This window comes from Edaphobacter sp. 4G125, assembly GCF_014274685.1.
Classification (GTDB): Bacteria; Acidobacteriota; Terriglobia; order Terriglobales; family Acidobacteriaceae; genus Edaphobacter.
This window is the reverse complement of the sequence record NZ_CP060393.1, coordinates 4068082-4093131: the sequence shown is the minus strand read 5'-3', so window position 1 is coordinate 4093131 and position 25050 is coordinate 4068082. Positions and strand designations below refer to the sequence as shown.

At 55.0% G+C, this 25050-nt stretch carries 18 protein-coding genes; 13 read left to right on the top strand and 5 right to left on the bottom strand.

Annotated features, from left to right (window positions below; all coding sequences use genetic code 11):
• Window positions 1-1104, bottom strand: a complete 1104-nt coding sequence (locus H7846_RS17220) for a cytochrome-c peroxidase (protein WP_186693950.1) — start codon at window positions 1102-1104, stop codon at window positions 1-3.
• A gap of 284 nt (window positions 1105-1388) precedes the next feature.
• On the opposite strand from H7846_RS17220, the gene H7846_RS17215 reads away from it, so the two are divergent.
• The 8 genes from H7846_RS17215 to H7846_RS17180 all read left to right on the top strand — a co-directional run bounded on the left by H7846_RS17215 (window position 1389) and on the right by H7846_RS17180 (window position 10668).
• The gene (locus tag H7846_RS17215; protein WP_186693948.1) at window positions 1389-2993 is read left to right on the top strand and encodes a PQQ-binding-like beta-propeller repeat protein; all 1605 of its coding nucleotides are present in this window, start codon (window positions 1389-1391) and stop codon (window positions 2991-2993) included.
• 33 nt (window positions 2994-3026) lie between these two features.
• A complete protein-coding gene (locus tag H7846_RS17210; RefSeq protein ID WP_186693946.1) occupies window positions 3027-4589 on the top strand; it encodes a hypothetical protein in 1563 nt (520 codons plus the stop codon).
• Between the two features lie 92 nt (window positions 4590-4681).
• Complete coding sequence (locus H7846_RS17205; protein WP_186693945.1) at window positions 4682-5899, top strand: cupin domain-containing protein; 1218 nt, start codon at window positions 4682-4684, stop codon at window positions 5897-5899.
• A gap of 8 nt (window positions 5900-5907) precedes the next feature.
• The gene (locus H7846_RS17200; RefSeq protein ID WP_255460716.1) at window positions 5908-6960 is read left to right on the top strand and encodes a sugar phosphate isomerase/epimerase family protein; all 1053 of its coding nucleotides are present in this window, start codon (window positions 5908-5910) and stop codon (window positions 6958-6960) included.
• Between the two features lie 3 nt (window positions 6961-6963).
• Window positions 6964-8109 (top strand): Gfo/Idh/MocA family protein, encoded by a 1146-nt coding sequence (locus H7846_RS17195; protein WP_186693943.1) that lies wholly within the window; start codon window positions 6964-6966, stop codon window positions 8107-8109.
• Between the two features lie 17 nt (window positions 8110-8126).
• Window positions 8127-8999 (top strand): 3-keto-disaccharide hydrolase, encoded by an 873-nt coding sequence (locus H7846_RS17190; protein WP_186693941.1) that lies wholly within the window; start codon window positions 8127-8129, stop codon window positions 8997-8999.
• Between the two features lie 19 nt (window positions 9000-9018).
• Window positions 9019-10071: an aldose 1-epimerase family protein gene (locus tag H7846_RS17185; protein ID WP_186693939.1), complete on the top strand. Its 1053-nt coding sequence runs from the start codon at window positions 9019-9021 to the stop codon at window positions 10069-10071.
• Between the two features lie 183 nt (window positions 10072-10254).
• Window positions 10255-10668 (top strand): ester cyclase, encoded by a 414-nt coding sequence (locus H7846_RS17180; RefSeq protein ID WP_186693937.1) that lies wholly within the window; start codon window positions 10255-10257, stop codon window positions 10666-10668.
• A gap of 332 nt (window positions 10669-11000) precedes the next feature.
• Here the strand turns inward: H7846_RS17180 and H7846_RS17175 are convergent, their stop codons facing one another.
• From H7846_RS17175 to H7846_RS17160, 4 genes are all read right to left on the bottom strand, one after another.
• Window positions 11001-12995 carry a substrate-binding domain-containing protein gene (locus tag H7846_RS17175; protein WP_186693935.1) on the bottom strand — a complete coding sequence of 665 codons (1995 nt, stop codon included), beginning with the start codon at window positions 12993-12995 and terminating at the stop codon, window positions 11001-11003.
• The gene (locus H7846_RS17170; protein ID WP_186693933.1) at window positions 12973-13923 is read right to left on the bottom strand and encodes an ABC transporter permease; all 951 of its coding nucleotides are present in this window, start codon (window positions 13921-13923) and stop codon (window positions 12973-12975) included. The genes H7846_RS17175 and H7846_RS17170 overlap by 23 nt, the downstream gene beginning before the upstream one ends.
• Window positions 13920-15425: a sugar ABC transporter ATP-binding protein gene (locus H7846_RS17165; RefSeq protein WP_186693931.1), complete on the bottom strand. Its 1506-nt coding sequence runs from the start codon at window positions 15423-15425 to the stop codon at window positions 13920-13922. The genes H7846_RS17170 and H7846_RS17165 overlap by 4 nt, the downstream gene beginning before the upstream one ends.
• Before the next feature lie 64 nt (window positions 15426-15489).
• On the bottom strand, window positions 15490-16563 hold the full coding sequence (locus H7846_RS17160; protein WP_186693929.1) for a LacI family DNA-binding transcriptional regulator: 1074 nt from the start codon (window positions 16561-16563) through the stop codon (window positions 15490-15492).
• Window positions 16564-16936: 373 nt separating this feature from the next.
• On the opposite strand from H7846_RS17160, the gene H7846_RS17155 reads away from it, so the two are divergent.
• The 5 genes from H7846_RS17155 to H7846_RS17135 all read left to right on the top strand — a co-directional run bounded on the left by H7846_RS17155 (window position 16937) and on the right by H7846_RS17135 (window position 25025).
• Window positions 16937-17500, top strand: coding sequence for a ComEA family DNA-binding protein (locus tag H7846_RS17155; protein WP_186693927.1), 564 nt, complete (start codon window positions 16937-16939; stop codon window positions 17498-17500).
• 325 nt (window positions 17501-17825) lie between these two features.
• On the top strand, window positions 17826-18629 hold the full coding sequence (locus tag H7846_RS17150; RefSeq protein ID WP_186693925.1) for a c-type cytochrome: 804 nt from the start codon (window positions 17826-17828) through the stop codon (window positions 18627-18629).
• A 2-nt stretch (window positions 18630-18631) separates the two neighbouring features.
• Window positions 18632-19627, top strand: coding sequence for an SMP-30/gluconolactonase/LRE family protein (locus H7846_RS17145; protein WP_186693923.1), 996 nt, complete (start codon window positions 18632-18634; stop codon window positions 19625-19627).
• Window positions 19624-21330 carry a pyrroloquinoline quinone-dependent dehydrogenase gene (locus H7846_RS17140; protein ID WP_255460715.1) on the top strand — a complete coding sequence of 569 codons (1707 nt, stop codon included), beginning with the start codon at window positions 19624-19626 and terminating at the stop codon, window positions 21328-21330. Before H7846_RS17145 ends, H7846_RS17140 begins: the two co-directional genes overlap by 4 nt.
• Window positions 21331-21536: 206 nt before the next feature.
• Window positions 21537-25025 carry a carboxypeptidase regulatory-like domain-containing protein gene (locus H7846_RS17135; protein ID WP_186693921.1) on the top strand — a complete coding sequence of 1163 codons (3489 nt, stop codon included), beginning with the start codon at window positions 21537-21539 and terminating at the stop codon, window positions 25023-25025.
• The last annotated feature ends 25 nt before the right edge of the window (window positions 25026-25050 follow it).

Below are 25050 nucleotides of genomic sequence, written 5' to 3'. Positions count from 1 at the left end.
TTATTCTTTGTCCTTTGCTGGAGGTCCGACGTTCGGCGGGAGATCGCCTGTAAGAGATTGTAGAAACTCAACGAGATCCGCGCGATCCTGACCGGAGAGGTGAATGCTTTTCATCTCTTTATCGAGATCGGGATTGGAATTTCCTCCTCCTGCGTAGAAGTCGACGACCTGGCGCAGCGTCTGAAGGCTTCCATCGTGCATATAAGGAGCGGTTTTAGCGACGTTGCGAAGCGTGGGAGTTTTGAAGGCTCCACGGTCGGTTTCGACGTGGGTCTGCTGAAAGCGGCCGACGTCTTTGAAGGTTCCTTCGTCGGTGACACCTTCTCCCGTGTTGTGGAATTTGCCATCGGTAAAGAGGGCATATTGAGCACTGATGGTGTGGCAGGAAGCGCAGTTGCCTCGATTGGGGTCGAGGAAGACGGCCAGGCCGCGCACCTGTTCTGGTGTGAGGGCGTGGCTATCGCCACCGAACTGATAATGATCGAAGGCGGAGTTCCCGCTGAGAAGAGTGCGTTCGAAGCTGGCGAGCGCATTTTCGATGCGCTCAAGAGTAATGTTGCTGGTCCCGAAGGCTTCGCGGAAGAGCGGAGGATAGGTGGGGTCGTGAGTGAGCTTGGAAACGGAAATTTTGTGAGGCTGATTCATCTCCACGGGATCGGACATGGGCGAGGCGGCCTGAGTTTCTAGAGTCAGGGCGCGCCCGTCCCAGAATTGAAAGGGTTGATAGGCGACGTTGAGAAGGGTGGGGGCATTGCGGACTCCTGTGGCTCCACCTACTCCTTTCGAAACCCGGAGGCCGTCAGTGAAGTAGAACTGCGGTTTATGGCAGCTTGCACAGGAGAGAGTGTTGTCCTTGGAGAGTTGAGGATCGTAGAAGAGACGACGGCCAAGTGCGATGGTTTCTGCCGTAGGGGGATTATCGGCGGGAATGGGAACCGGTGGGAGTCCCAGGGGGGACTGGATGTGAATCGGCGTGCCGATGGGTTTTGCGGAGACAGCCGATTTACATCCCGCGAGACTCAGGGGAAGGGCGAGAAAAAGAGAGAGAAAGAGGTATCTCTGCACGAACCGGAGGAAGCATGGATGAGATTCGTTGCAGGTCATAACCTTCTCCAGCCTAATGGTTATGGAGCGAATTTGCAGGCCGGACCGGAGAGAGGTGGATTGGTGTGCTCGATTCATTCCTCTTTTTGAAGGACGCAGGAGCAATGGGAAAGTTTAAGCAGGGGGTCAGATTTAATGTTGACAGGCCTGAATGCGCGTCAGTAGGATGCTCTCGAAATGAGACGTCTCATATTTTCGAGCGGGATGACCCCGGGGAGCTTTCCGGGTCTTGTCGCAATGGCTCACGCAAGATGATGGTGATCGATTCCACGAGGATGGCATTCATGAAAGTACGCAGCCTATCTGGAGCGTCAATGCTGACGCGTACCGTTGCTTTGTCGCTTGCAGGCGCTTTGGGGGTCGGGGCCTCTGGCACCTGTTTTGCCCAGGGGAAAGCCGCAGCCCATTCTCCGGAGTGGACGACGAGCAGCTACAACCCGCAACGCGATGCGTGGCAGCGGCATGAGACGAAGATTACGGCCCAGAATGCAGGTAAGATTCAACTGCTCTGGAAACTGAAGACCGATAACAAGACGATGGGAATGCAGTCTTTCCGCGAGCCGATGGTCGCCTCGGGGATTAAGACGGACACGGGCGTCAAGACGATCGCGGTCTTTGCGGGTAGCGCGGACGACGTTTATGTGGTCGATGCGGATACGGGTGCGCTGATCTGGCAGAAGAAGCTGAAGTGGGCGTCGAGCCAACCGCAGGAGCCCGGTGAGGGACGCGGCTTTATCTGCACGAATGCGCTGAGCGCAAATCCTGTGATCACTCCAGCGGGAGCTGCAGAGCGGGTGCTTTATGTGCTGACCGTAGATGGCTATCTGCACATGATCGATCCTGGAACGGGAGACGAAAAAGAGGCCCCGGTCCAGATCTTGAAGAACATCTATGGCAAGCCCTATGGTCTGAATCTGGTGAATGGAGTTGTCTATACGATTACAGGCCAGGGATGCGGCGGCGTAGCGAATGCGCTGTATGCATATAACACCGTGACGAAGAAGGTGACGGTCTCCTCACCTCCGCAGGGAGGATTGTGGGGAACAGCGGGTCCGTCAGTCGGATCGGACGGGACGATCTACTTTGAGTCTGCGGATCATCCTTATGACGCGAAGACGGGGCAGCTCTCGACGAGCTTTCAGGCATATACCTTTGCCAATGACACGCTGACGCTCAAGGATTACTACACGCCCTCGAACTATAAGTGGCTTACCCAGCGCGACCTGGACATGAACACCACGCCAGTGGTGTTTCCTTACAAAGGACGCGATGTGCTTGTGGGAGGAGGCAAAGAAGGAAGGTTCTTCCTTCTGGATAGCAAGTCGCTCGGAGGAGCAGACCATCAGACGCCGCTGTTTCGATCGGAGCTGATTGCGAATGCGAATGTGAACTTCCAGACAGAAGGTACGTGGGGTAGCTTTGCGGCCTGGAAGGACAAGAAGGGAACACAGTGGGTACTGGCTCCGAATGGAGGCCCGACGACGATCAAGTTCCCGATCAATTACGGAGACACACCGAACGGCGGCATCCTGGCCTTCAAGGTGGAAGAGAAGAACGGGAAGACGGTGCTGACGAATGCGTGGCAGTCGCAGGACATGATGACGGCGGAGCCGCCTGTGGTTGCGAATGGGTTGGTGTTTGCTTTGGCCGGTGGGGAATATACGGGCCAGGCCAATGAGGTAGAGGGTGGACTTTATTCGGCGGAGGACAGAATCAAACGCTCGATTCCGGCGAAGCTTTATGTACTGGATGGACAAACGGGCAAGGAGCTCTATTCAAGCGGAGACCAGATCGTGTCTTTCCTGCACCAGGCGGGGCTGTCGGTTGCAGGCGGGCGCATCCTGTTCGGAACGTTTGATGGAACGGTCTACTGCTTCGGCATTAAATAACGCTGCATCGAGCAATTACGAGGAAGTCTGCAGATGAAGAAATGGTTCGGTCTTTCCATGGGTTTTTCGTTCGCGACGGCGGTTTGCTGTCTTCCGTGGGCAGCAGCACAGGCGCCCGGTAACTGGAGTTCTCCGCGAAACGACGCGGCGCATAGCGGTTGGCAGAAGGTCGAGACCGCGATGACGAAGGAGAATCTTGCGAAGGATTTCAAGTTTCTCTGGAAGATTCAGCTCGGTACGCCACCGGCGAAGGACAGCCAGTCCTACAACGAGCCGCTTCTCGCCGCGAGATTGATCAATGCCAAAGGCTTTAAGGATTTTGTGATCTGGCCGGGAGCGCAGGACCTGTACGCTGTCGATTCCGAGCTCGGCACGATGCTTTGGACGAAGCACTATGATATTGCTCCAGCGTGTGGTGCAACGAGCCTGGCGGCTGTCGCTGAGGCTCCACCGGTGATCAACTTCCGTGCGAGGCGGCCTGCTGCCAAGCCGGGAGCTGCGCCTGCGGCGCCTCCTCCTCAGGCAGGACCCGTTCCAGCTTCCGAACGCAAACTGGGTGGCTCGGCTGGCGGAGGCTATTTCGGGTTGCGCGGGATTTACGCCCTTACAGCCGATGGTCAGCTGCATGAACAGGTGATTATCACCGGAGCAGACTTTGCTCCTCCGGTAAAGTTTATGTCCGGAGCGGTTGGGATCTCGCAGGGGCTGGGGCTTTCCGGCAAGACGATCTTCACGGCAACCAAGGCGGGATGCCCAGGTGTGGAGAATGCCGTCTGGGCAATGACGATGAATGGAACGGATTATCCGGTCGCCAGCTATAAGACCGGTTCGATCACTCCACTGGTTGCCATGGGACCGACCATCGAGGACGATACCGCTTTTGTGGTCACAGGCGCTGGTAAATCAGACGAGGCTGCGGGAGTCCACGCCAACAGCGTTGTCGCGCTTGGGGCAGATGCGAAAGTGAAAGATTGGTATACGGCCGCCGGCGATCTGCAGAATGTAACTCCAGTCGCGTTTACCTATAAGGAAAAGCAGTTGTTGGTGGCTCCAGGCAAAGACGGAAGCTACGTCTTGCTGGATGCGCAGTCGTTGGGAGGAGCGGACCACCATACGCCGCTCGCGTCGACGCCGGTTGTATCCAGGGCGAAAGAAGATGCGATTGCAGCCCTGGCAAGCTGGCAGGATAAAGAAGGCAATGCTTGGGTGCTGGCATCTGTCCCGGGGACCGTAAGTGATGCGGCGAAGTTTGCCGATAGCAATGGAGCCGCACCGCATGGAAGTGTGGTGGCATTCAAGGTGCAGGAAGATGGCGGCAAGTTCACGCTGCTTCCAGCCTGGGTTTCGCGCGACCTGATCCATCCAGCTCCTCCGGTTGTCGCCAACGGACTGGTGATCGCTCTCTCGCAGGGAGATTCATCGAATCATGCAGTGTTGTATGTTCTCGATGCTGAGACAGGCAAGGAACTGCACTCCAGCGGAGATGCAATCAAGACTTATGCTCATGGCGCGGGAGTAGCCGTAGGGGATGGGCATGTGTTCTTTGTCACGCACGATCAGATGTTGTATTCGTTTGGAATTGGAATCGAGCATTAGTCCCGAGGGATTACAAGCCGGTTGTCTTCGCATATATAAGGTAATTGCGTCGCGATCGTCGGATATAGCTAACAAATAAAGGAAAAACAGGAATGCTGAATCGATCGCGAGTAGAAGAAGTCGTCAATGCAACAGGTGGCGTTTTGCGGCTGGCTCCGTGCTGGGTCCCGCGCTCGTTTATGATCCCGGGCAGAAGGCTCAAGCTGCATCCAGACGATCTTTATGCCTTTGGTGGACATCGTGGCGGAATCAATGAGCGCTGGTTCTCGTCGACGACGAAGGCTTCGAATGGGCCCGCGGCTCTTCCGGATGAAGGCTTGAGCTATGTCAATCCGGAGAAGGGCGATAAGTTTCAACTGAAGGATGCAGTAGAGGCCGCCGGTGATCTTTTGTTAGGCGCTGATGTGATGAAGCGCGAGAGCGGTTGGAACCTGTTGTGCAAATTCTTCGACAACATGGGGCCGATTCCTCATCACATGCACCAGACTGAGGAGTTCGCAAAAGAGGTTGGGCAGAAAGGGAAGCCTGAGGCGTATTACTTCCCACCGCAGTACAACCAGATCGAAAACAACTTTCCTCACACCTATATGGGGCTTGAGCCGGGAACGACGAAGGAGGATATTCGTCGTTGCCTGGAGAAATGGAACCAGGGGGACAATGGGATTCTTGCGCACTCGCGTGCGTATCGCCTGATACCGGGCGAAGGGTGGCAGGTCAATCCCGGTATTCTGCATGCTCCGGGATCGCTGGTGACGTATGAGCCTCAGGTAAACAGCGACGTATTTGCGATGTTCCAATCGGAGGTCGAAGGTCGCATCGTCGATTGGGAATTGCTAACGAAAGATGTGAAGCCTGAGTTCAGCAAGGACCTCGATTACCTGATCAGCATGCTCGACTGGGATGCGAACGTTAACCCTGAGTTTGGCAAGTCTAATAAGACCTTACTGCGCGCAGTACGATCTGAAGACGAGATGAAGGAGCAGGGATACCGCGAGGTGTGGGTGACCTATGGCACTCCGTTCTATAGCGCCAAGGAGCTGACTGTTCAGCCCGGACGAAAGGTGACGATCAAGGACGCTGAGGCTTACGGTGTAATTGTGACGCAGGGACACGGTCGACTTGGCAAACAGAATATCTCGACACCATCGATGATCCGGTTTGGGCAGATGACGGAGGACGAGGTGTTTGTGACCGCTGCGACAGCACAGCAGGGATTGGTGGTGGAGAACCTGAGTTCGACGGATCCACTGGTCATGCTGAAGCACTTTGGTCCAGGCAATCCGGATGCAACTCCGCTGATCAAGAAGTGAGGAATCCTGTGAACGCGACCAAGCAACACGCGAAACCGGCGATCCATAATGCGATGTGGCCTGGATTGGTGGGCAAGGGGCCAGACTCTGAGCCGTCGATCGACCTGGAGACGATGCTGGATCTGACAGCGGCGGCCGAGGTTGATGGCGTGAAGTTCGACGGGGTCGATCTCTTTGCCGCTCTTCCGCACATCGACATCGATTCGACGAAGGATGATCTGGCGCGATTGTCGGAGAGGATCGCGAAGCGAAACCTGGTGGTTGGTTCTCTGGTTGCTCCGGTCTGGCCGCCGACGGGTGGCGGCTCTGCAATGGGCTCAGAGGAAGAGCGCGGGAGATTTCTCACTCAGGTGAAAAAAGCCTGCGCGATGGGGAAGACGCTGCGCGATCTGGGTATCCGCAAATATGGCGTGGTGCGGATCGATTCTGCAACGAGCCCGGCGGAGTGGGCGAAGGATCCAACGGGGAACACGAAGAAGATCGCAACTACGTTTCGCGAAGCGGCCGCCATCGCTGAAAGCTATGGAGAGCGTCTCGCCGCAGAAGGGGAGATCTGCTGGGGCGGTATGCATGGATGGAAGCATATGGTCGATCTGTTGGAGCAGGTAGGTCGCCCGCAGACGGTCGGCTTCCAGGCGGACATGGCGCACTCTCTGCTCTATACGCTCGGCTACAACGCTCCTGAGGATCGGCTGTTACCCGAAGATTTTCGATGGTCGCAGCAAGATGTGCTGGTGGCAGCGCTCACGAAGCTGACAGACGCTCTTCGCCCTTGGACGATCGACTTCCATGTGGCCCAGAACGACGGTACAGTGCATGGAAGCGGTTCGCATGACAAGACAGGACGGCACTGTCCGGCGAAAGATCCGAACGGCAAGATGGACATCGTGAAGGTTGCCGGGCTTTGGATGCGTGGGGCAGATGGAACGCCGACGAAGGCCTTTCAGCATATTTGCTGGGATGGATGCATGTTCCCCAATAAGACGATGCTGTCTCCCGAGACGTGGCAGGATGTCTTGGGAACATTGATCGCGGTTCGTAACGCACACGGATGGGATTAGAAGATGGCAAAGAAGACTCTCAATGTTGGCCTGGTCGGATATGGCTTTATGGGCCGGACACATTCCAATGCCTTTCTGCAGGCACCACGTTTTTTCGATCTACCGTATCAGCCAGTTTTGAAGGCCGTGTGCGCGCGCAATGCTGAGCGGGCCAAGGGCTTTGCAGAGAACTGGGGCTACCAATCGATTGAGACGGACTGGAGAGCATTGATTCACCGAAGCGATATTGATCTGATCGATATCGCCAGCCCGAATGACACTCATGCGGAGATTGCAATCGCTGCTGCGAAGGCCGGCAAGATAGTGCTCTGCGAGAAGCCTCTTGGACGGAATGCGAAAGAGGGTAAGGGAATGGTCGATGCTGTTAATGCATCTAAGGTCCCGAACATGGTTTGGTACAACTATCGTCGTGTCCCGGCGCTGGTGTTATTGAAGGACCTTTTGAATGAAGGCCGGTTTGGCCGCATCTTCCATTATCGGTCGCAGTTCCTGCAAGACTGGACGATCTCGCAGGACCTTCCCCAGGGTGGTGAAGGCCTCTGGCGATTGGATTCGGCGGTCGCAGGCAGTGGGGTGACGGGCGATCTTCTGGCGCACAACATCGACATGGCATTGTGGCTGAATGGTCCCTTGACCGAAGTTGCGGCGATGACGGAGACCTTCATCAAGGAACGCAAGCACAGCCTGACGAACAAAATGGAGCCCGTCGGGATTGATGATGCAAGTTCGTTCATCGGGCAGTTCAAGAATGGTTCGATGGCATTGTTTGAGGCGACCCGCTACGCACGTGGACATAAGGCGCTCTTTACTCTGGAGATTAATGGAGAAAAGGCTTCGGCGCGGTGGGACCTGCACGATCTGCATCGGTTGGAATACTTCGATCATCGCGATGAGAGCAGGCTGCGCGGATGGAAGAGCATTCATATTACCGATGGCGATCATCCCTACATGAAGCATTGGTGGGTCCCAGGACTTCAGATCGGATATGAGCACACGTTCATTCATCAGGTTGCGGATTTTCTGCAAGCCGTAGGGGAAAACCGCGAGGTAGCACCGACCTTCCAGGACGGTTTAGCGGTGGATTATGTGACCGATGCTGTTTTGAAATCTGCGAAGAGTAAGCAGTGGGAAGCCATTCCATTTGCCTGAGAGAGAAGGAGAGAACGATGTTGAGGTTTTCGAGGATGCAGTTGTTTGTGCCGGCCGTCATGACTCTAAGTGCGCTATGCGCGGCTCCTCTGGCAGCTCAACAGCCTGCAAAGGCTCCCGCACCAGGGCGCTTTATCCAGCCCGATCCGATCGACTTTAACGACAACACCGGTTGGACACAGATCTTTGATGGCAAGACACTGAACGGATGGGATGGGCCCTCCGACGTATGGCATGTGGAAGATGGATCGATCGTCGGTGTATCGAGCAACGAACATCCCTCGGGGACAACGAATATCATCTGGCGCGGAGGAGAACCCGGAAACTTCATGCTTAAGCTCGAGATCAAGCTCGAGGGGACGGGCGCTAACGGAGGAATCCAGTATCGCAGCGCGATCGCGCCGCCGATACATCGCGAGATTCCACCGGAGCGTCTGGCTCAGATGACCGAGGAACAGAAGCAGCGATTCAAGCAGGGGCAGGAGCTGGCACAGAAGCATGCAAAGTGGAACCTGACCGGATATCAGGGCGACTTCGATTACAACAATCGCTATACGGGGCAGCTCTACGAGCAGGACAGCCCGCGCGGCATCATTGCATGGCGCGGACAGGTCGTGGAGACACAGTCCGGCAAGAACCCTCGTCTGCTTGCCACGCTGGGAAGCTCCGACGAGCTTAAGTCCTTCATCAAGCCGGGAGAGTGGAACCAGTTTGAGATTATTGCGGATGGTCATACCCTGACCCATATTGTGAATGGGCATGTGATGGCGATTCTTGTGGACAACGATCCGAAGTTCTTCCGGGCGAAGGGAGTTCTCGCCTTTGAGATCGAAGGGCCGGGAGATGTAAAAATCTCGCATCGCAATGTATGGTTGAAGAAGCTTCCGTAGCAACCAGGAGAAGAAAAAGATGTCGTCATGGCGCTCCCGCGAGGAACTGCTAAGCCAGATTGGAAGGCTTTCTCAGGTGGGAGGGATCTCTCCTTTTGTTCATGCCGATGGCAAAGCGAAAGGGACCAGCACGCTGCGAGTTCGAACGGCGAGCGGGTTTGAGTTCTGGGTCGTGCCAGATCGCGGAATGGACATCTTCGAAGCCAGTTTTCAGGGGCAATCCCTATGCTGGCACTCTCCTACCGGAATGGTCCATCCTGCCTACTCTTCCAGCCGCGGAACGGAATGGTTGAAAGGCTTCTTTGGTGGCTTGCTGACGACGTGCGGGCTCTCTACGGTTGGCGCCCCTTCGCAGGATGCAGGCGAGAGTTTCGGGCTGCATGGTTCCATCTCAAATACGCCGGCGGAGAACGTCTCCTGGTCTGAAAGATGGGAAAAGGATGACTGCCTTTTTCAGATTACCGGGCGACTGAGAGAGAGCGCCGTACATGGTCCCAATCTTGTATTGGAACGTACGATCACAAGCTCGTTGAAGAGCTCATCTCTGGAGATTCACGATGTCGTAGAGAATCAGTGGACTCGCGAAGTTCCCCTGATGATTCTTTACCACTGCAATTTTGGATTTCCTTTGCTGACTCCGCGGTCCAGGATTTATACGCCGTCAGAAAACATCGATCCCGTTAATGATTGGGCTGCCAGTGATCTTGAACGATGGAATACCTTTGATAAGCCTCATCCGGGACTAGAGGAGAGAGTTTACTACCATCGGATGAAGGGCAAGGGCGAAGTGACAGTGGTTCTGGTGAGCAATCAGGATACGCAGGACTATGGCATGGCTCTGAGTTATGACTCCAGCGCTTTGCCCTGGTTCAATCAGTGGAAGATGACCTCGGCGAATCACTTTGTTCTTGGGCTTGAGCCGGGAAACTGCAGAACGCGAGGCCGCGCTTACGAGCGGGAACAAGGCATGCTGGAAACTCTCAAACCCGGCGAACGTCGCGAGTTCAGGTTGAAGATCAGCGTTCTTGCAGACGCAAAGCAGGTGCAAGAAGCAATTGCTGCTGTTCAATAGAGCCACCCGCACCTGCATATACCCATCTTGGATCGGGTGCCTCATCTCCGCAGCGAAAACCGGGTCCCCGGTGAGCTTGCTCGCTGGAGAAGCCGCTAAGGTGGGAACATTCGCGCCATAGCGCGAACCCTCCAGCTACAACCTCTACATTCACCACTGGCCGAAACCGCTAAAATGGGCGCCATGTCGAATCGTCAAGCTCTAGGACATGCTCTCAAGTGCTTTGCTGACGCCACAAAGCGGCAGGAGTATTTTCATCTCTATTCTGACGATATTGTTCTGCACGGCTACCAGGGGGTGGAGCCAGGGTTGGAAAGCGTAAAGCGTTTCTACAATAGCTTCTGGGACGTCTTCCCCGATGCAAAAGTGACACTGCAGGAACTGATCGAAGAGGGGGAAACACTAGTTGCACGCTATGTGATTACGGGCACTCAGCATAAGACATTTATAGGTATTGCAGCGAATGGGCAGCAGATCGAACTGCTCGGCATCAGTGTGTTGCACTTCAGAAATGGTCGCTGCTTTGAACGGTGGGCTTGTTCGGATTCGCTCGTGTTGGCAAATCAAATCGGAGCAACGATAACTCCAACATCTTGAATGACTGCCATTACAGAGATATTGACTCCTCCGAGCGAAGGCCAAAAATCTGTCAAGCCCCTGCATCGGAGGAAACCCCTCTAAACCATTGAAAGACAATCAGAAATTAGGGCAGCCCAAAGTGCAAAATAAGCTTCCCTGTTTCGTTAGACTTAATAAATAGGGGAAAAGAAATCGCGGCTCCTGACCTCATAGGTCAGCCATAAGCCCTTATTTTTCTATATTTTTACCCTTAAACCATTTATTTCCTATATTTTGCCTTATTCAAATCTCGCATGTCTCTGCAAACAAATGCTTTACAGGAAAAGAGGTGGGAGGGGCAATGAGTCAACCTAGAAGTCGAGATGATCGATGTTCGACTTGTCGATGATCATTGGAGCTCCCAGGACAATCTCGCTGCCCCACACCTCAAGAGATCCGAGTCGGCCAGCAGTGATCGAAGTCGCTGATGGTGGAATCTTCTTTTGGGAATCAAGCCATCCGGCATAGACGGTAAGGTAGCCAAGGTCGCGCGTGTTCCACAGAACGATGGTCTGGACCACGCCGTCATGGATATATGGCTTACAAATCGTTGGCAGCGATAATCCGATGACATCTACGGGGCGTCTGGACTGTTGCACCGCTTCGGCCGCTCCGGGAACAGCAGGCGCTGAGATGGCCATAACGAGTTTGACTTCGGGATAGACCTTCATGATGTTCTGCGTCTGAGAAAACGCCTTGTCGCGATCGTCATCGCTGGGCAGAACCGTTGCCAGCTTTAATTGAGGATGCTTTGTGGCGACTCTGTCCTTGATGAAGGCGATCCATTGGTTTTGGTTCTCTGCGCTGAGGGCACCTGTAATGATGGCGAACTGTCCGCCATTGGGAAGCAGTCGCGCCGCTTCATCGGTCAAAGTATTGGCGATTGCTTCGGGAGTAGCTTGGTTGAGGAAGTAGTCGCGCGCGTTTTCCTCGGCATCGGCGTCCCAGGTTAACACCGCGATGTGATGCTGACGGGCTTTTCGCAGAACCGTCGAGATACTTCCCTTGTTCTCGACCGCTACGACGATGGCATCCACTCCACGGGTGATCCAGCTTTCGACGAGCTCGTTCTGCATGGAGGCGTCGAGGCTTGTGGGGCCGTCCCAGATCAGATCGACGCCAAGCTCTTTAGCTGCCTGCTCCGCCCCCGCACGCGCGCTGATGAAGTAGGGATCGCCTTTGGCCTTGGGCATGACTGCGATCACCGGGCGACGATGAGAGCTCTCTGCATTCCCGTGCGTCTTTCGGATGACAAAGAGAACGCTGGCAAACAGGAAAACAGCGAGAACACCACCGGCGCTCGCAAAAGGAATCCAGTTCTTCTTCGCAGAGCGATCATCGCTTCCACGCAGTCCCATCTTCTCGCGCAGCAGATCGGCGGAGACCACGAGCAGCAGGAGAACGCCGGTCAGAACTCCTGTGACCTCGGAAGGCAGGGCCATCAGGTGCAAACCATTCTGAAGGACACAGAGAAATAGAAGCCCCAGGACAGTTCCAAGAATGTCTCCGCGCCCGCCAAAGACAGAGGTTCCACCAATCACGATGGCTGTGATGGCCTGAAGCTCAAAGCCGGTACCGAGGTCCGATTTCGCCAGCCCGAGATGGGCAACATTGATGATGGCTGCGATGCCTGCGACTAAACCCGAGAGGAAGTAGATAAGCATCAAATATCGGCGAACGGGGATTCCGGCATATTGCGCTCCTTCCATGTTCAGCCCGATGGCATAGAGAGAGCGCCCGACGATGGAGCGATGAAGCAGGACCGCATACAGAAGGATGAAGAACGCAAAAAGAAAGACCTGGATGGGGATTCCCCAGAGATAACCCTGACCCAACAGGAGGAAGGTCGATGGGTATCCTGTGTAGCTTTGCGCTGCGTGGGTGATTCCTTCCGCGACTCCTCGATAAAGAGAGTAGGTGCCGAGAGTGATGATCAGTGAGGGAAGACGCAGACGTGCAATGAGCACTGCATTTAGAAAACCGCAGACACATGCCACCAATAAAGCGAGACTCATTGCGGCGGGAATCGAGAGATGGAAGTTATGCCATGCCATTCCAAAGATGACAGCGACAAGCCCAAGCGTCGATCCGACCGAGAGATCGATCCCTCCGGTGATCAGGATCGGTGTGAGCGCGACGGCAAGCAGTCCTAGTTCTACGCTGAAGCGCAGAATTTCCAGCAGGTTGGTCCATGTAAAAAATGCCGGCGATGCGAAGGCAAAGATCGCGCCCTCGACCAGCAGAGCCGCCGCGAGAATCCACTGGATGCCCGTGAGATTTAATTTAGGCCGTAACGATGGAAACATTTTTCCTGCGATGGAGCTGAATGGTATCGGTGGCGACGGCGATCAGAATGATGGCTCCCTGGATGGCTTTTTCCCAGTATGCGTTGATTCCCAGAAACGTAAGCGCAGAGCCGATGCAGCCGAGTAAAACAACGCCGAGAACGGTTCCTGTAATCGTGGCATATCCTCCCGTGATCGAGGCTCCTCCTACAGCGACCGCGGCGATCACCTTTAATTCCAGTCCCAGCCCCGCGTTGCTTGGAACCTGGTTGAAACGAACTGTATTCAGGATGGCCGCTAGTCCGGTCAAAGCTCCTGTGAATGCAAAAACGCTGAAGACAATTCGCTGTGTGTTGATCCCCACTTGGTGTGCAGCAGCTTCATGCGAACCGGTGGCGATGATGGCCCTTCCATATCGCAGGTGCGAAAGGGCGAATGCAGTTGCCGCAACAATCAGAAGAACGATGAGCAACGTAATTGCCGTATAGCTCTTTGTCGTTAGACCAAACCATTGAAATCCGGAGTTGAGTCCCTGAACCCATGCGCCTTGGGTATACCAGCGCAGCCCATCGCGCAGTGCAACCATGGTCGCCAGCGTCGTCACGATGGAAGGGATACGGAGATAGGCAACAAGAGCTCCGTTGAGAGCGCCACAGAGTGTACCCGCGGCGCAGGCAATCAACGCGCTGATGAAGACGGGGATTCCTTTACTGGCGCAGAGGCCCATGACGACACTGCAAACCGCGAAGATTGAACCTATAGAGATGTCGATCTGCGCCGTCAAAATAATCAATGTCATGCCGACAGCGATGATCATGACCGGCATATTGGTCAGGAACAGGTCGATCAGGTTTCCATAGGCGAAGAAGCCGCTCGCTCGCCAAAGCAGCAGAAGCATGAGCGCCACGATGGTTAGGAAAACGCCGATCTCTTTTGTGTAGGTCTTCATGCCGAAACGTTCTCTGCGTGGCCAAAGGCGAGCGCCATGATCTTTGACTGCGTTGCATCTTCCCGGCTCAGTATGCCCACAATCGATCTGTTGCGGAAAACCGCGATGCGATCACACATACCGAGAATCTCTGGAAGTTCGGAAGAGATCAATATGATGGCGACGCCGCGCTCGGCCATCTGCATGATCAACTCGTGAATCTCGGACTTCGAGCCGACATCCACTCCCTGTGTCGGTTCGTCGAGAATCATGATGCGAGGATGAATTGTCAGCCAGCGCGCAAGAGCCACCTTCTGCTGGTTGCCGCCTGAGAGCGTCTTCGTAATCGTTTCTGGACTGCGGGCCTTAATGCGGAGCTCATGGATATATCGTTCCGCTTGAGCTGTCTCCTGCTCTTTCTGGATGAGGCCCCATCGCGAAACTCGATGCAGGCTCGCCATACTGACGTTTTCTGTTATCCCCATATCGAGGATGAGTCCCTGCTGGCGGCGGTCTTCCGGTAGATATCCGATTCCGAAGCGGATGGCTTCTGCAGCAGAGGTAATGTGAACGGACTTTCCTTCGATCTGTACCTGCGAGGAGGTAGGAGACAATCCGAAGAGTGTTCTGGCTAGTTCGGTGCGCCCCGAACCGACGAGGCCAGAGAATCCCAGGATTTCGCCTTGCTTGACCTCGAAGGTGATATCGCGAAGGCCAAGCGCTTCATTGTGCAGTCTGCTAACCGAGAGCGCAGTTTCCCGAGCAGGTACATCGCGCTTTGGAAAGATGGAAGCGAGCGAACGCCCCACCATCAGCTCGATTAATTCTTTTCGCTCAACACCTGCTGCCTGCCTGCAATCGATGGTGCAGCCATCACGAAGAACTGTGATCCTGTCGGCGATGGTCTGAATCTCCTCCAGACGATGAGAGATATAGACGATACCCACTCCTTCTTCGCGAAGCTGGCGAACCAGGCGAAACAAGTTGGTTACCTCGTGATCGGTCAGCAGGGCAGTTGGTTCATCCATGAAGAGGATTTTCGCGCTTGAACCGAGTGCCTTGGCGATCTCCACAATCTGTTGTTCCGCCATGCTTAAGGTGCTGGCAAGCCGCTTCGGATCGAGGTCCGAGCCAAGACGGAGGAGAAGTTCGCGGGCTTGAGAGTAACGCTGCTTCCAGTTCACCTTCCATTCAGATTCAGCTTCGAATGCAAAAGCAATATTCTCGGCTACCGTCAGGTGGGGAAAGAGCAGGGGTTGCTGATAGATGGCCGCTATACCCATAGCGCGCGCCTGGGCAGGGGAGTAAGTGTGCACCTGCTGATCTTCGATCCAGAGTTCTCCAGCGTCGGGTGCAAGGGCGCCGGTGGCAATTTTTGTGAAGGTGGATTTTCCTGCACCGTTCTCTCCAATCAAGGCGTGGACTTCGCCCTGGAGGAGGTCAAACGAGATCTGCCGCAGCGCGTGAATCCCCGCGAAGCTTTTTGCAAGGGCAACCGCACGTAGCAGAATGGTTCTCGTCATTGGCAAAGCATCCAGAAATCAGGTGTTTGAGACGTCTCACACTATCGACTTGTCGAAACGACTGTCAACGCCGACGGTCTATACGCGTTGTCTTTGGGTTGAGCCGTTTGCCGTTGGCAGAAAGATCCACTGAACTAGTGGAAGATTCTCTTACCGTGAGAGTGGCAGGCAGGCGAACTCGCTGACGTCGGCCTTCTCCCTTTTCGATTCGACCGAGGAGGACTTCAATGGCACGATATCCCATATCGAAGGTTGGTTGTACCACTGATGTAATGCCGGGCCGAAAGAAGTCTTCCGCAGTGATCTCGTCGAAAGTGATAAAGGCAAAGTCCTTCGGCGTGCTAAGGCCCACGCTATAGAGACTTCTCAGAGCTGCCAGGCCCGTGACTCCATTTGTTGCGAAGAGGGCCGTTGGCCTGCCCGTAGGACGAAACATCCCATTCTGACAAAGGCGCGCGACCTCATCCTGTTCAAAACTACCGCTCCAAATCAGGGATTTCTGAAGAGAGATCCCGCCTTTCTGCAAAGCCTGTCGATAGCCCCGGACACGCTCCTGCTCATTGCGAAGTGCGAGCGGACCCGTGATGACTGCGATCTCTTTGTGGCCACCGCGCATCAGGTGAGTAATGGCCATCTCTGCGGCTCCACAGTCGTCAACGCAAACGGAATCCACTTCAAGGTCAGCCGGGACGCGGTCGAGACAGACGACCGGAAAGGTAGAGTTCAGTGCATCCCATCTCTCCGAAGTAAGATCCTCTCCGCTGGCCGTGACCAGTAGCATGCCTTCAATCCGTTGTGCACGGAGCAGGGCAACCATCTCCACCTCGCGCTCTGGGCTGCCTTCGGAATCGAGCACGATCAGAAAGTAGCCGCGCTCGCGAGCTGCGCATTCAGCGCCTCGAATGATTTTGGGAAAGAAAGGAATCGTGAGGTCCGGGACGACGATACCCAATGTTCGTGTGCGATTGGTCTTCAGGCTTCGCGCGATCAGATTGGGTTGATAATTCAAAACCCGAATGGCTTCCAGTACTTTTTGTCTGGATCTCTCGCTTACTCGTGTCGACCCACTGATGACATTCGAGACCGTACCAGAGGAAACCCCGGCCAGCTTCGCAAGCTCTTTTTGTGTTGGCGGCATAGTCAGGAATCCTGCATCAAATGCTTTTAATTGTCGCCGATAAGTCGTTTGATTCGAGGCTCTGAGCGGCGATTCTAAAAAGGCAAACTAAATATACAGAAGATTCAGGACGAAAGGCTTCCGGTAGCCCGATGGTCATCTTGACAGCTCTTTCGTCAGAACAGTAGCATTTCGACACGAAATGAGACGTCTCATTAAAACCATTTCTGCATGTAGAAGCAAGAGGATTCGACGGATGGATTGCTGAAGTTCGTAGAAGAGATGTTCGACAAATCCAGGGGACGTCAGGAGATTTCGCCAAATAGCCGTTAAAATGAATTCGAATCGGCGATGCCCCCAGCGGCTGATCGCAAAGAAGGGATTGTTGTAACCCATGATGAAGAAGAAGAGGTCAGGAGCTTTACGGGCGGTTTGGTGTGGGGTTCTTTTTCTTGGGGCGGGAATCGCCATTGCGTCCTCGGCGGCATTGGCTGCTCCCACTTTGCAGCAGGCTGCTCCTCCGGCTGCGGCGCAACAGAAGAGCAACTCCCAGTATGCGGTGTTACCGGATGGGCCGGGGAAGGATACCCTTGTTCGTGTTTGCAGCAAATGTCATTCCCCGACCAACGTGGTCGCTAATGGACAGACCCGCGATGGATGGGAAGATACTCTCACCAAGATGGCAGGGATGGGCGCTTCAGCTTCGGATGAAGAGTTTACCGAGATCCTCGACTATCTAGTGAAGAACTTTCCACCGGTCACGAAGAAGATCAATATGAACAAGGCGACGGCCAGTGAACTGGAGTCGCAGTTGGGTTTCACGACTAAGCAGGCTGAGAGTATCGTGGCTTACAGGGAAAAGAATGGAGCTTTCAAGACGTCCGATGACGTCAAGCACGTTCCTGACCTGAATGCGAGTGATGTCGATGCCCGTCGCAATCGCATGACTTTTCAATAAGATTTGACTTCCGGACATACTACAGAGAAGGGAGGCTCTAGAGAGCCTCCCTTCTTGCATCTTGAACTCGGAGAATAGATCGCTCGTCTGGCTGATAGGTCAAATTGCCTAATCCGAAGACGATCATCTGGCTGATGACAACAGTTTTCATTGCGGTTTAACGTGATCAGGCAGCTTAGGAATCGATGCGTAACTGGCGAGTAGCGATCTACGGTCTGTCGCTGATTCATTCCCGTTTGTCTTCGGGTGTTATAAGGCGGCAGTCAATAGTTTGCTTTAGAAATCTTGTTGTAAACAAGCAATAGCCCTGAAAGGGCAGGCTCGAATGAAAAACAGGTTCCGTCACGCTCTAGCTGTATTCGCTATTGCTCTGCTCCCCACACCTTATTTGTGTGCTCAGGTCGATGTGGCGGCGGGGAGCAAGACCTTTTCAACCAACTGTGCTGGATGTCACGGTTCGGATGGCCGTGGCGGCGAACGCGCTCCGAATATTGCGACGGCGCGCAATATCGTCTCGCTGACAGACAAAGATCTCGCTGGTTTTATCCGTAATGGGATTACCGGTTCGGGTATGCCGGCCTTTGGTTTTCTTGGCGATGATGGGATTCGCGATGTTGTGGCCTTCCTTCGTCAGTTGCAGGGGAAGACAACAACCGACGTAAAGCTTACCGGTGACCAGGCCTCGGGTCGCGCGCTTTTCTTTGGGAAAGCAGATTGTTCCTCATGCCATATGATGCATGGCGAGGGCGGTTTTCTTGCCAGTGATCTCTCTGATTATGGGAGCGGCATTGCACCTGAGCGTATTCGAGCCGCAATCGTTGGTCCCGAAACCTTTGTGACACCCGGTTCCGAGGTCGTCGAATTCACCACCTTGCGTGGCGAATCGCTTCGCGGCGTTCTGCGCTCCGAGGACAACTTCAACATCGTTGTACAGCTACAGAATGGACGCTATCGTCGTTTTACAAAGTCCAGCCTCAAAAAGCTCACGCATACTGGACACTCGCTGATGCCCGCCGATTACGGTAGCCGTCTCTCGTCGGCTCAGATCGACGATATCGTCACGTTTCTTGTGCGTTCCGCTGACCCGATCGATCCCTCATCCCGTCGCAGACGATCAAAGGCAGATTGACCATGCTTCGCTCGAAGATGCACCGCTGGCGTGTCGTTTCCCTTGCCGTAGCCCTATCGTGCCTGGCGGCCGCGAATCTTGCTGCGCAACGGAGGCAACGCAGTTTCTCGCTGGAGGCGGATTCGCCAGAGTTCTGGTCGCTGGTTGCAAAGGACGCGCAGTTGGTGACCGTGGGCTCCGGCTTCGGATTCACCGAAGGTCCTATATGGGAACCGGGCGGAACTCTGATTGTCAGCGACGAAGTCACCAACGAGCTTTGTCGGCTTTACCCCGATGGCCATCACGAGACCATCATGAAACTCGGCGACCCGGACGGCAATACGCTTGACCAGCAACGGCGGGTTATCGTGACGGCCAGTGTGTTGCGTTCCTTGATCCGGCTTTCGCCGGATGAGAAGAGCTACACCGTGATCGCCGACCGTTACCAGGGGATGCGTCTCAACAGCCCGAACGACGTTACGCTCGGCCCCGATGGCGCGCTCTACTTTACCGATCCCACGCTGGATCTGGTTAAGGGAGAAAAACAGGAGACACCCTGGAAAGGTGTCTATCGTCTTGCCTCGGATGGAACGCTCACACTGTTGGTGCGGGACCTGTCTCAGCCCAACGGGCTCGCGTTTTCGCCTGACGGCCGATATCTCTTCGTCGACGATACTGAACGCAAAGAGATATGGCGCTACACCTTCCATAAAGAGGGCACGGTCTCTGATGGCGTTCTCTTCGCTGAAGAGAAGAGTACAGACGCGCCTGGCGTTCCCGATGGGATGAAGTTCGACCGTAAAGGCAATCTCTACGTTACCGGACCGGGAGGAATCTGGGTATGGAGCCCGGAAGGAAAGCGGCTGGGGCGCATTCTGCTTCCCACGACCGCGGCCAATCTCACCTGGGGCGGCGAAGACCGTTCCACCATGTGGATTACCGCTGGGCCTAAGGTCTACACGCTCAAGATGAAGGTTGCCGGCTACCTACCCTACGCTGAACCGAAGGAGAAGAAGTGAGAGCTTACCCTCGCCGCATCGTTGGCCATACTGCCCGTAGCCTGGTTGTGGGCCTTGCTCTCGCTACTTGCGCGGCAGCACAGGTGAAGGCGCCTCACCAGGTATCGACCGGGGCGGACGATCTCGTAACGCACGAGATGCTTCGCAATACCGCGCTTGCCGACAACTGGCCTTCCTATAATGGCGACTATACGGGCCGACGCTACACCAGTCTCACGCAGATCAACCGGTCGAATGTCGCGCAGCTGCAGGCCCGGTGGGTCTTTCATAGTCGTAATGCAGGCATTCTCGAGGCAACGCCTCTTGTGGTCGATGGCGTTATGTATATGACCGGATCCAACGATGCCTACGCGCTGGATGCTGCGACCGGCAAAGTACTCTGGCACCATACTCGCCCCGTAACTCAGGGGCTTATCGATGATGCTTCAGGTCATATCAACCGCGGCGTGGCCATACTTGGTACCCGGCTCTATATGCAGACGGATAATGCGCATCTGCTCTGCCTTGATGCACGATCCGGGAACCTGCTTTGGGATGTCGCTTACGCTCAGGACAATCGCAACTACGGTGCGACCAGTGCCCCTCTTGTTGTCAAAGACAAGGTACTCGTTGGGACCTCTGGCGGCGATGATGGTGTGCGCGGCTTTGTCGTGGCTTTCGATGCAAAAACTGGCAAAGAGGCTTGGCGCTTCTGGACGATTCCTGCTCCCGGCGAGCCCGGCTCCGAGACCTGGCCCAAGGGAGACATCTACAAACATGGCGGTGGCACAACGTGGATGCCTGGCGCCTATGATCCTGCTCTCAATACGATCTATTGGACTACGGGCAATCCTTCGCCTGACTTCGATGGTACGGTGCGCGAAGGCGACAATCTCTACACCAACTGTGTGCTCGCGCTCGACCCCGATACGGGGAAGCTCAAATGGCACTTTCAGTTCACGCCTCACGATCTCAACGACTACGACGCTACCGAAACACCTGTGCTCATCGATATGGCCTTCAAAGGCAAGCCGCGTAAGTTGCTCCTCCAGGCCAACCGGAATGGTTTTATCTATGTGCTCGACCGCGAATCGGGAGAGTTTCTTCAGGCGACTCAGTTTGCGCAGACGCTCAATTGGGCGAAGGGAATCGATGCGAAGGGGCGGCCCATTCGGACGGACTTAGTGCCCAGCGCGGAAGGAACGCGCATGTGTCCCAGCTATGCCGGCGCTACGAACTGGTACTCGCCTACCTGGAATGAACACACCCGGATGTTCTACTTCCTGTCGCTTGATGATTGCAGCGTCTTTCGAGCCAAGACCGAGGACTTTGCCGAAGGAAAGGCTTACTACTCGACCGGAGCCGCCCATTTACCCACAGAGCGCAACAAAAAGTACCTCAACGCATATGACCCTGTGACGGATAAGTTCGCATGGCGCTATGCACAGACCGGGGATACCCACTCCTTCGCAGGAGCGATGAGCACTGCCACGGGGCTGGTGATCTTCGGCAACGATGCCCAGGAGTTCGAAGTAGTGGATGGAACTACAGGGAAATCGCTCTGGCACTTTAATCTCGGTCAACATGTTCATGCTTCGCCGATGAGCTACGCAGTCGATGGTGTCCAGTATTTTGCCGTCGCTGCTGGAAACGACCTCTTCAGCTTTTCACTGCCCCAGCAGGCACAGGGTAGACACGACGTTTCGGGAGGTACGTCCAGATAGTACGGTCCTTCCCATGATTGATTTCACCCCGCGGCCACGTCTCGCCGCATATTGAGAGCCCACCAGCGGCTCACGGAGCCACGACGCTCCAGGATCACACTCGACCTGCAGAAAAGCATGGTCGAGAGCATGATTCTTTGTCTCTTTGTCGTTTTCCGTTCCAGGGTTTTACAGAAAAGTAAAAACGACTTATCAAGGAGAGTTCCATGCTTCTGTGTATTCGCAGGATTATGCTGGCGTGTCTTGTCCTTGTTCTGGGGTCTTTGCCGCTATATGCAGCGATTACGGGATCTATCTCGGGCAACGTCCTCGACCCGAGCGGTGCCGCAATCCCCGGGGCGCAAGTGACGGTACGCAATGAGGCGACTGGCATTACGCAAGTCGTCACCACCAACGGGACCGGTTATTACACCTTTCCCGCACTCAATGTCGGTGTCTACACGCTTTCCACTGCACCGGCAGGATTCCGCACGTTCGAGAGTAAAAACATCAAGGTCGACGCCAATTCCGCCATCAATATCAACATCACCGTTCAGGTCGGCACCACAAATCAGATCCAGGAAGTAACTGCAGACGAGTTGCAAGTGGAGACGCAGACCACACAACTCGGCCAGGTCATTGAGAGTACCAAGATGACCTCTGTTCCGCTCAACGGCCGCTCCTTCACCGATCTGCTTTCATTGCAACCCGGTGTCTCTCCCTATAAAGGGACCTCGGAGGCGGGACGCACTGTATCTGGTGATCTCGATCCAGGCAACGTGTCGATCAACGGTGGCCGCGAGGCCTCTAACGGCTACATGATCAACGGTGCCGACGCCAACGAGGGAGTCTACAATGGCGCGGCGATTATCCCGAACCTCGACTCCATCGCCGAGTTCCGTATCCTGACCAACAACTTCGATGCAGAGTATGGAAACTTCAGCGGCGGCGTGATCAATGTTGTAACCAAATCGGGTACGAACCGTTTCCATGGCAATGCGTTCGATTTTCTGCGCAATACCGATCTCGATTCAGCGAACTACTTTGCCCCCGCTAACCAGCGAGGCGTCTTTATCCAGAACATCTTTGGGGGCACCATCGGCGGTCCTATCCGCAAGGACAAGGCCTTTTTCTTCGCCGATTACCAGGGGACTCGGCAGATCAAGGGTGCCACGCAGAGATTTCAGGTGCCCTCGGCGGACAATCGTAATGGTTATTTTGATACAAGCGACAAATCTCCGCTGACCGCCGGTGTTGTTTACGGTGCAGGCTGGGCCCAGGTGCTTTCCAACCGCCTTGGCTATCCGGTCACGGCAAATGAACCCTATTATGTCCCAGGCTGTACTTCGGCCACCTGCGTCTTTCCCAATGCCTACATTCCCAAATCGGCCTGGTCGCCTGTTGCAGGAAACCTACTGCAATACATTCCTCAGGCCAATATAGGGGATGATGTCTTTGCGACCGCTGCGGTGTCCGCTCACCTGACCGACAACAAGGGAGGCATTCGTGGCGACCTCAACACGCGCTTCGGCAACTTCTTTGGTTACTACTTCATCGATCAGTTCTCCCTCAACGATCCCTATATCAGCGGAGTCAACATCCCTGGCTTTACCTCAGCCAATCAGGGCCGAGCGCAGATGATTAATCTTGGCCTTACCACCACTGTGCATGGTACCTCGGTCAACGATCTGCGGTTCACCTACATGCGCATCATCAATCATCTGGGAAATCCGGTGCAGGGCACTGGTGTTTCGCTCGCCTCGCTCGGCTTCACCACGCCGTGGGGCCCTGCGGGTGGGCTCTCCAACATCAACCCTGCGCTTACAGGTGTGCCCGCAATCGGACTGAATAATTACAACTTCGGCACGCCGGTCGATACTCTCAACCAGTACAACAACATGTTTCAGGTGCTGGAGACCTACGCGCAGACGATTGGTCGCCACAATCTGAAATACGGCATCAACTATCATTACGACCAAATTAACGAACGCAACTACTACGCCGCGAATGGGCAGTTCAGTTTCAATGGACAAGAGACGGGAAGCGACTTTTCGGACATGCTGATTGGCGCTCCGAATAATTTTATTCAGGCCAGTCCGCAGATCCTCGATTCGCGCAGTCACTACTTCGGTGCGTTCGGTCAGGATTCCTGGCGGGCCCTCACGAACCTCACCGTGAACTTCGGCCTGCGGTATGAGATCTCAACTCCCTGGTACGACACCCAGAATAAACTCGAGACGTTGATCCCGGGTGTACAGTCTGTGGTCTTTCCCGGGGCTCCCAAGGGTTACCTGGTTCCGGGCGATCCTGGAGTATCGCGTACCCTGGCTCCGATCCGTTACAACAACTTTGCTCCTCGCTTTGGCTTTAACTATTCCCCTGCGGCGAGCGATGGTTTCCTGGGCAAGCTCACGGGAGGATCCGGCAACTTCACCATTCGTGGCGGTTACGGTTTCTTCTACACCAATATTCAGGATGCAACGGGATTTATCGAAGTCGGCGATGCTCCGTATGGTTTGTTTTACTCCAGCCCCGTGCAGCCCATGTTGGAGACGCCCTACATCGATCGTGGAACGGGCAATAATGAAGGGCAGCGCTTTCCCTTCGCCTTCCCGCCGACTAACGTCTCCAAAGATAATCCCGATACCACCTTCAACTGGGATCAGGTCGTCCCCATCTCCGGATCCGCGCTCTTCGATGTCCACAATGTTTTGCCCTACGTGCAGAGCTTTTACCTTGGCGTCCAGCGAAGCGTCGGCAGCCGCACTGTACTCAGTCTGAATTACGTCGGCAACGTCGGCCGCAAACTGATTACACAGGAAGAGTCCAATCCGGGTGATCCGGCACTTTGCCTTGCATTGCGGGGAGCGGCGCTTGCTCCCGGCCAGACCGATTGCGGGCCAGGCAATGAGAGCCAGCAGTACATCAAGGCTGATGGTACGGTCGTCAACGGCACCCGCATCCTTGGTCTGGACTTCGGCTCGAATCCCTATATGCGCACCACGTCGAGCTCCAGCTTCAACTCTTTGCAGGCATCGTTGCAACACTCCAGCAAACGCTACGAGTTCCTGTTGGGCTATACCTTCTCCCGCTCCTTCGACAACGCCTCAGCGCAGTCGGATAAGACCAATGTACTCAATCCTGCGCTGAGCTGGGGTCTGTCGAACTTTGATGTAACTCACAACTTTGTTGGCAGCTATACGGTGCAGCTTCCGTTCGATCGATTGACTCCCGGCCAGTCAGGCATTGCGTATTACCTTGCCAGGGGATGGTCGGTCTCGGGCATCACAACCTTTGCTACTGGTTTGCCGATTACCATTTCGAAAAATGACGATCAGTCCCTGACCGGGACGGGTGCCGATCTTCCGGACTACACTCCAGGCAAGCTCATCATCAACAAAGATCCGCGCAAGGGTCTACCGTACTTCGACCCCACGCTCTTCACGCAGGAGCCGCTGGGGCAATTCGGAAACTCCAGGCGTCGCTTCTTCCATGGACCAGGGATTAATAACACCGACCTGGCGCTGCAACGTAAGTTCGATTTCACTGAATCGACTTATCTACAGTTCCGTGCCGAGGCGTTTAACATCTTTAACCATGCCCAGTTCAATGGGCCTTCCGGGAATTGGAACAACGTGGGCATAAATGGTTTTGGCTACGTTACGTCCGCTCGCGATCCACGCATCATGCAGGTTGCTCTCAAGCTGTACTTCTAAATCACCCTGTGATGCCGGAGACAGA

Excerpts from the sequence above, each read along its gene's own strand:
- H7846_RS17135 (WP_186693921.1), top strand. The coding sequence starts at position 21,537 with ATGCTTCTGTGTATTCGCAGGATTATGCTGGCGTGTCTTGTCCTTGTT.
- H7846_RS17195 (WP_186693943.1), top strand. The coding sequence starts at position 6,964 with ATGGCAAAGAAGACTCTCAATGTTGGCCTGGTCGGATATGGCTTTATG.
- H7846_RS17145 (WP_186693923.1), top strand. The coding sequence starts at position 18,632 with ATGCTTCGCTCGAAGATGCACCGCTGGCGTGTCGTTTCCCTTGCCGTA.
- H7846_RS17205 (WP_186693945.1), top strand. The coding sequence starts at position 4,682 with ATGCTGAATCGATCGCGAGTAGAAGAAGTCGTCAATGCAACAGGTGGC.
- H7846_RS17210 (WP_186693946.1), top strand. The coding sequence starts at position 3,027 with ATGAAGAAATGGTTCGGTCTTTCCATGGGTTTTTCGTTCGCGACGGCG.
- H7846_RS17150 (WP_186693925.1), top strand. The coding sequence starts at position 17,826 with ATGAAAAACAGGTTCCGTCACGCTCTAGCTGTATTCGCTATTGCTCTG.
- H7846_RS17165 (WP_186693931.1), bottom strand. The coding sequence starts at position 15,425 with ATGACGAGAACCATTCTGCTACGTGCGGTTGCCCTTGCAAAAAGCTTC.
- H7846_RS17220 (WP_186693950.1), bottom strand. The coding sequence starts at position 1,104 with ATGACCTGCAACGAATCTCATCCATGCTTCCTCCGGTTCGTGCAGAGA.
- H7846_RS17215 (WP_186693948.1), top strand. The coding sequence starts at position 1,389 with ATGAAAGTACGCAGCCTATCTGGAGCGTCAATGCTGACGCGTACCGTT.
- H7846_RS17155 (WP_186693927.1), top strand. The coding sequence starts at position 16,937 with ATGATGAAGAAGAAGAGGTCAGGAGCTTTACGGGCGGTTTGGTGTGGG.
- H7846_RS17180 (WP_186693937.1), top strand. The coding sequence starts at position 10,255 with ATGTCGAATCGTCAAGCTCTAGGACATGCTCTCAAGTGCTTTGCTGAC.
- H7846_RS17190 (WP_186693941.1), top strand. The coding sequence starts at position 8,127 with ATGTTGAGGTTTTCGAGGATGCAGTTGTTTGTGCCGGCCGTCATGACT.
- H7846_RS17175 (WP_186693935.1), bottom strand. The coding sequence starts at position 12,995 with ATGTTTCCATCGTTACGGCCTAAATTAAATCTCACGGGCATCCAGTGG.
- H7846_RS17170 (WP_186693933.1), bottom strand. The coding sequence starts at position 13,923 with ATGAAGACCTACACAAAAGAGATCGGCGTTTTCCTAACCATCGTGGCG.
- H7846_RS17185 (WP_186693939.1), top strand. The coding sequence starts at position 9,019 with ATGTCGTCATGGCGCTCCCGCGAGGAACTGCTAAGCCAGATTGGAAGG.
- H7846_RS17160 (WP_186693929.1), bottom strand. The coding sequence starts at position 16,563 with ATGCCGCCAACACAAAAAGAGCTTGCGAAGCTGGCCGGGGTTTCCTCT.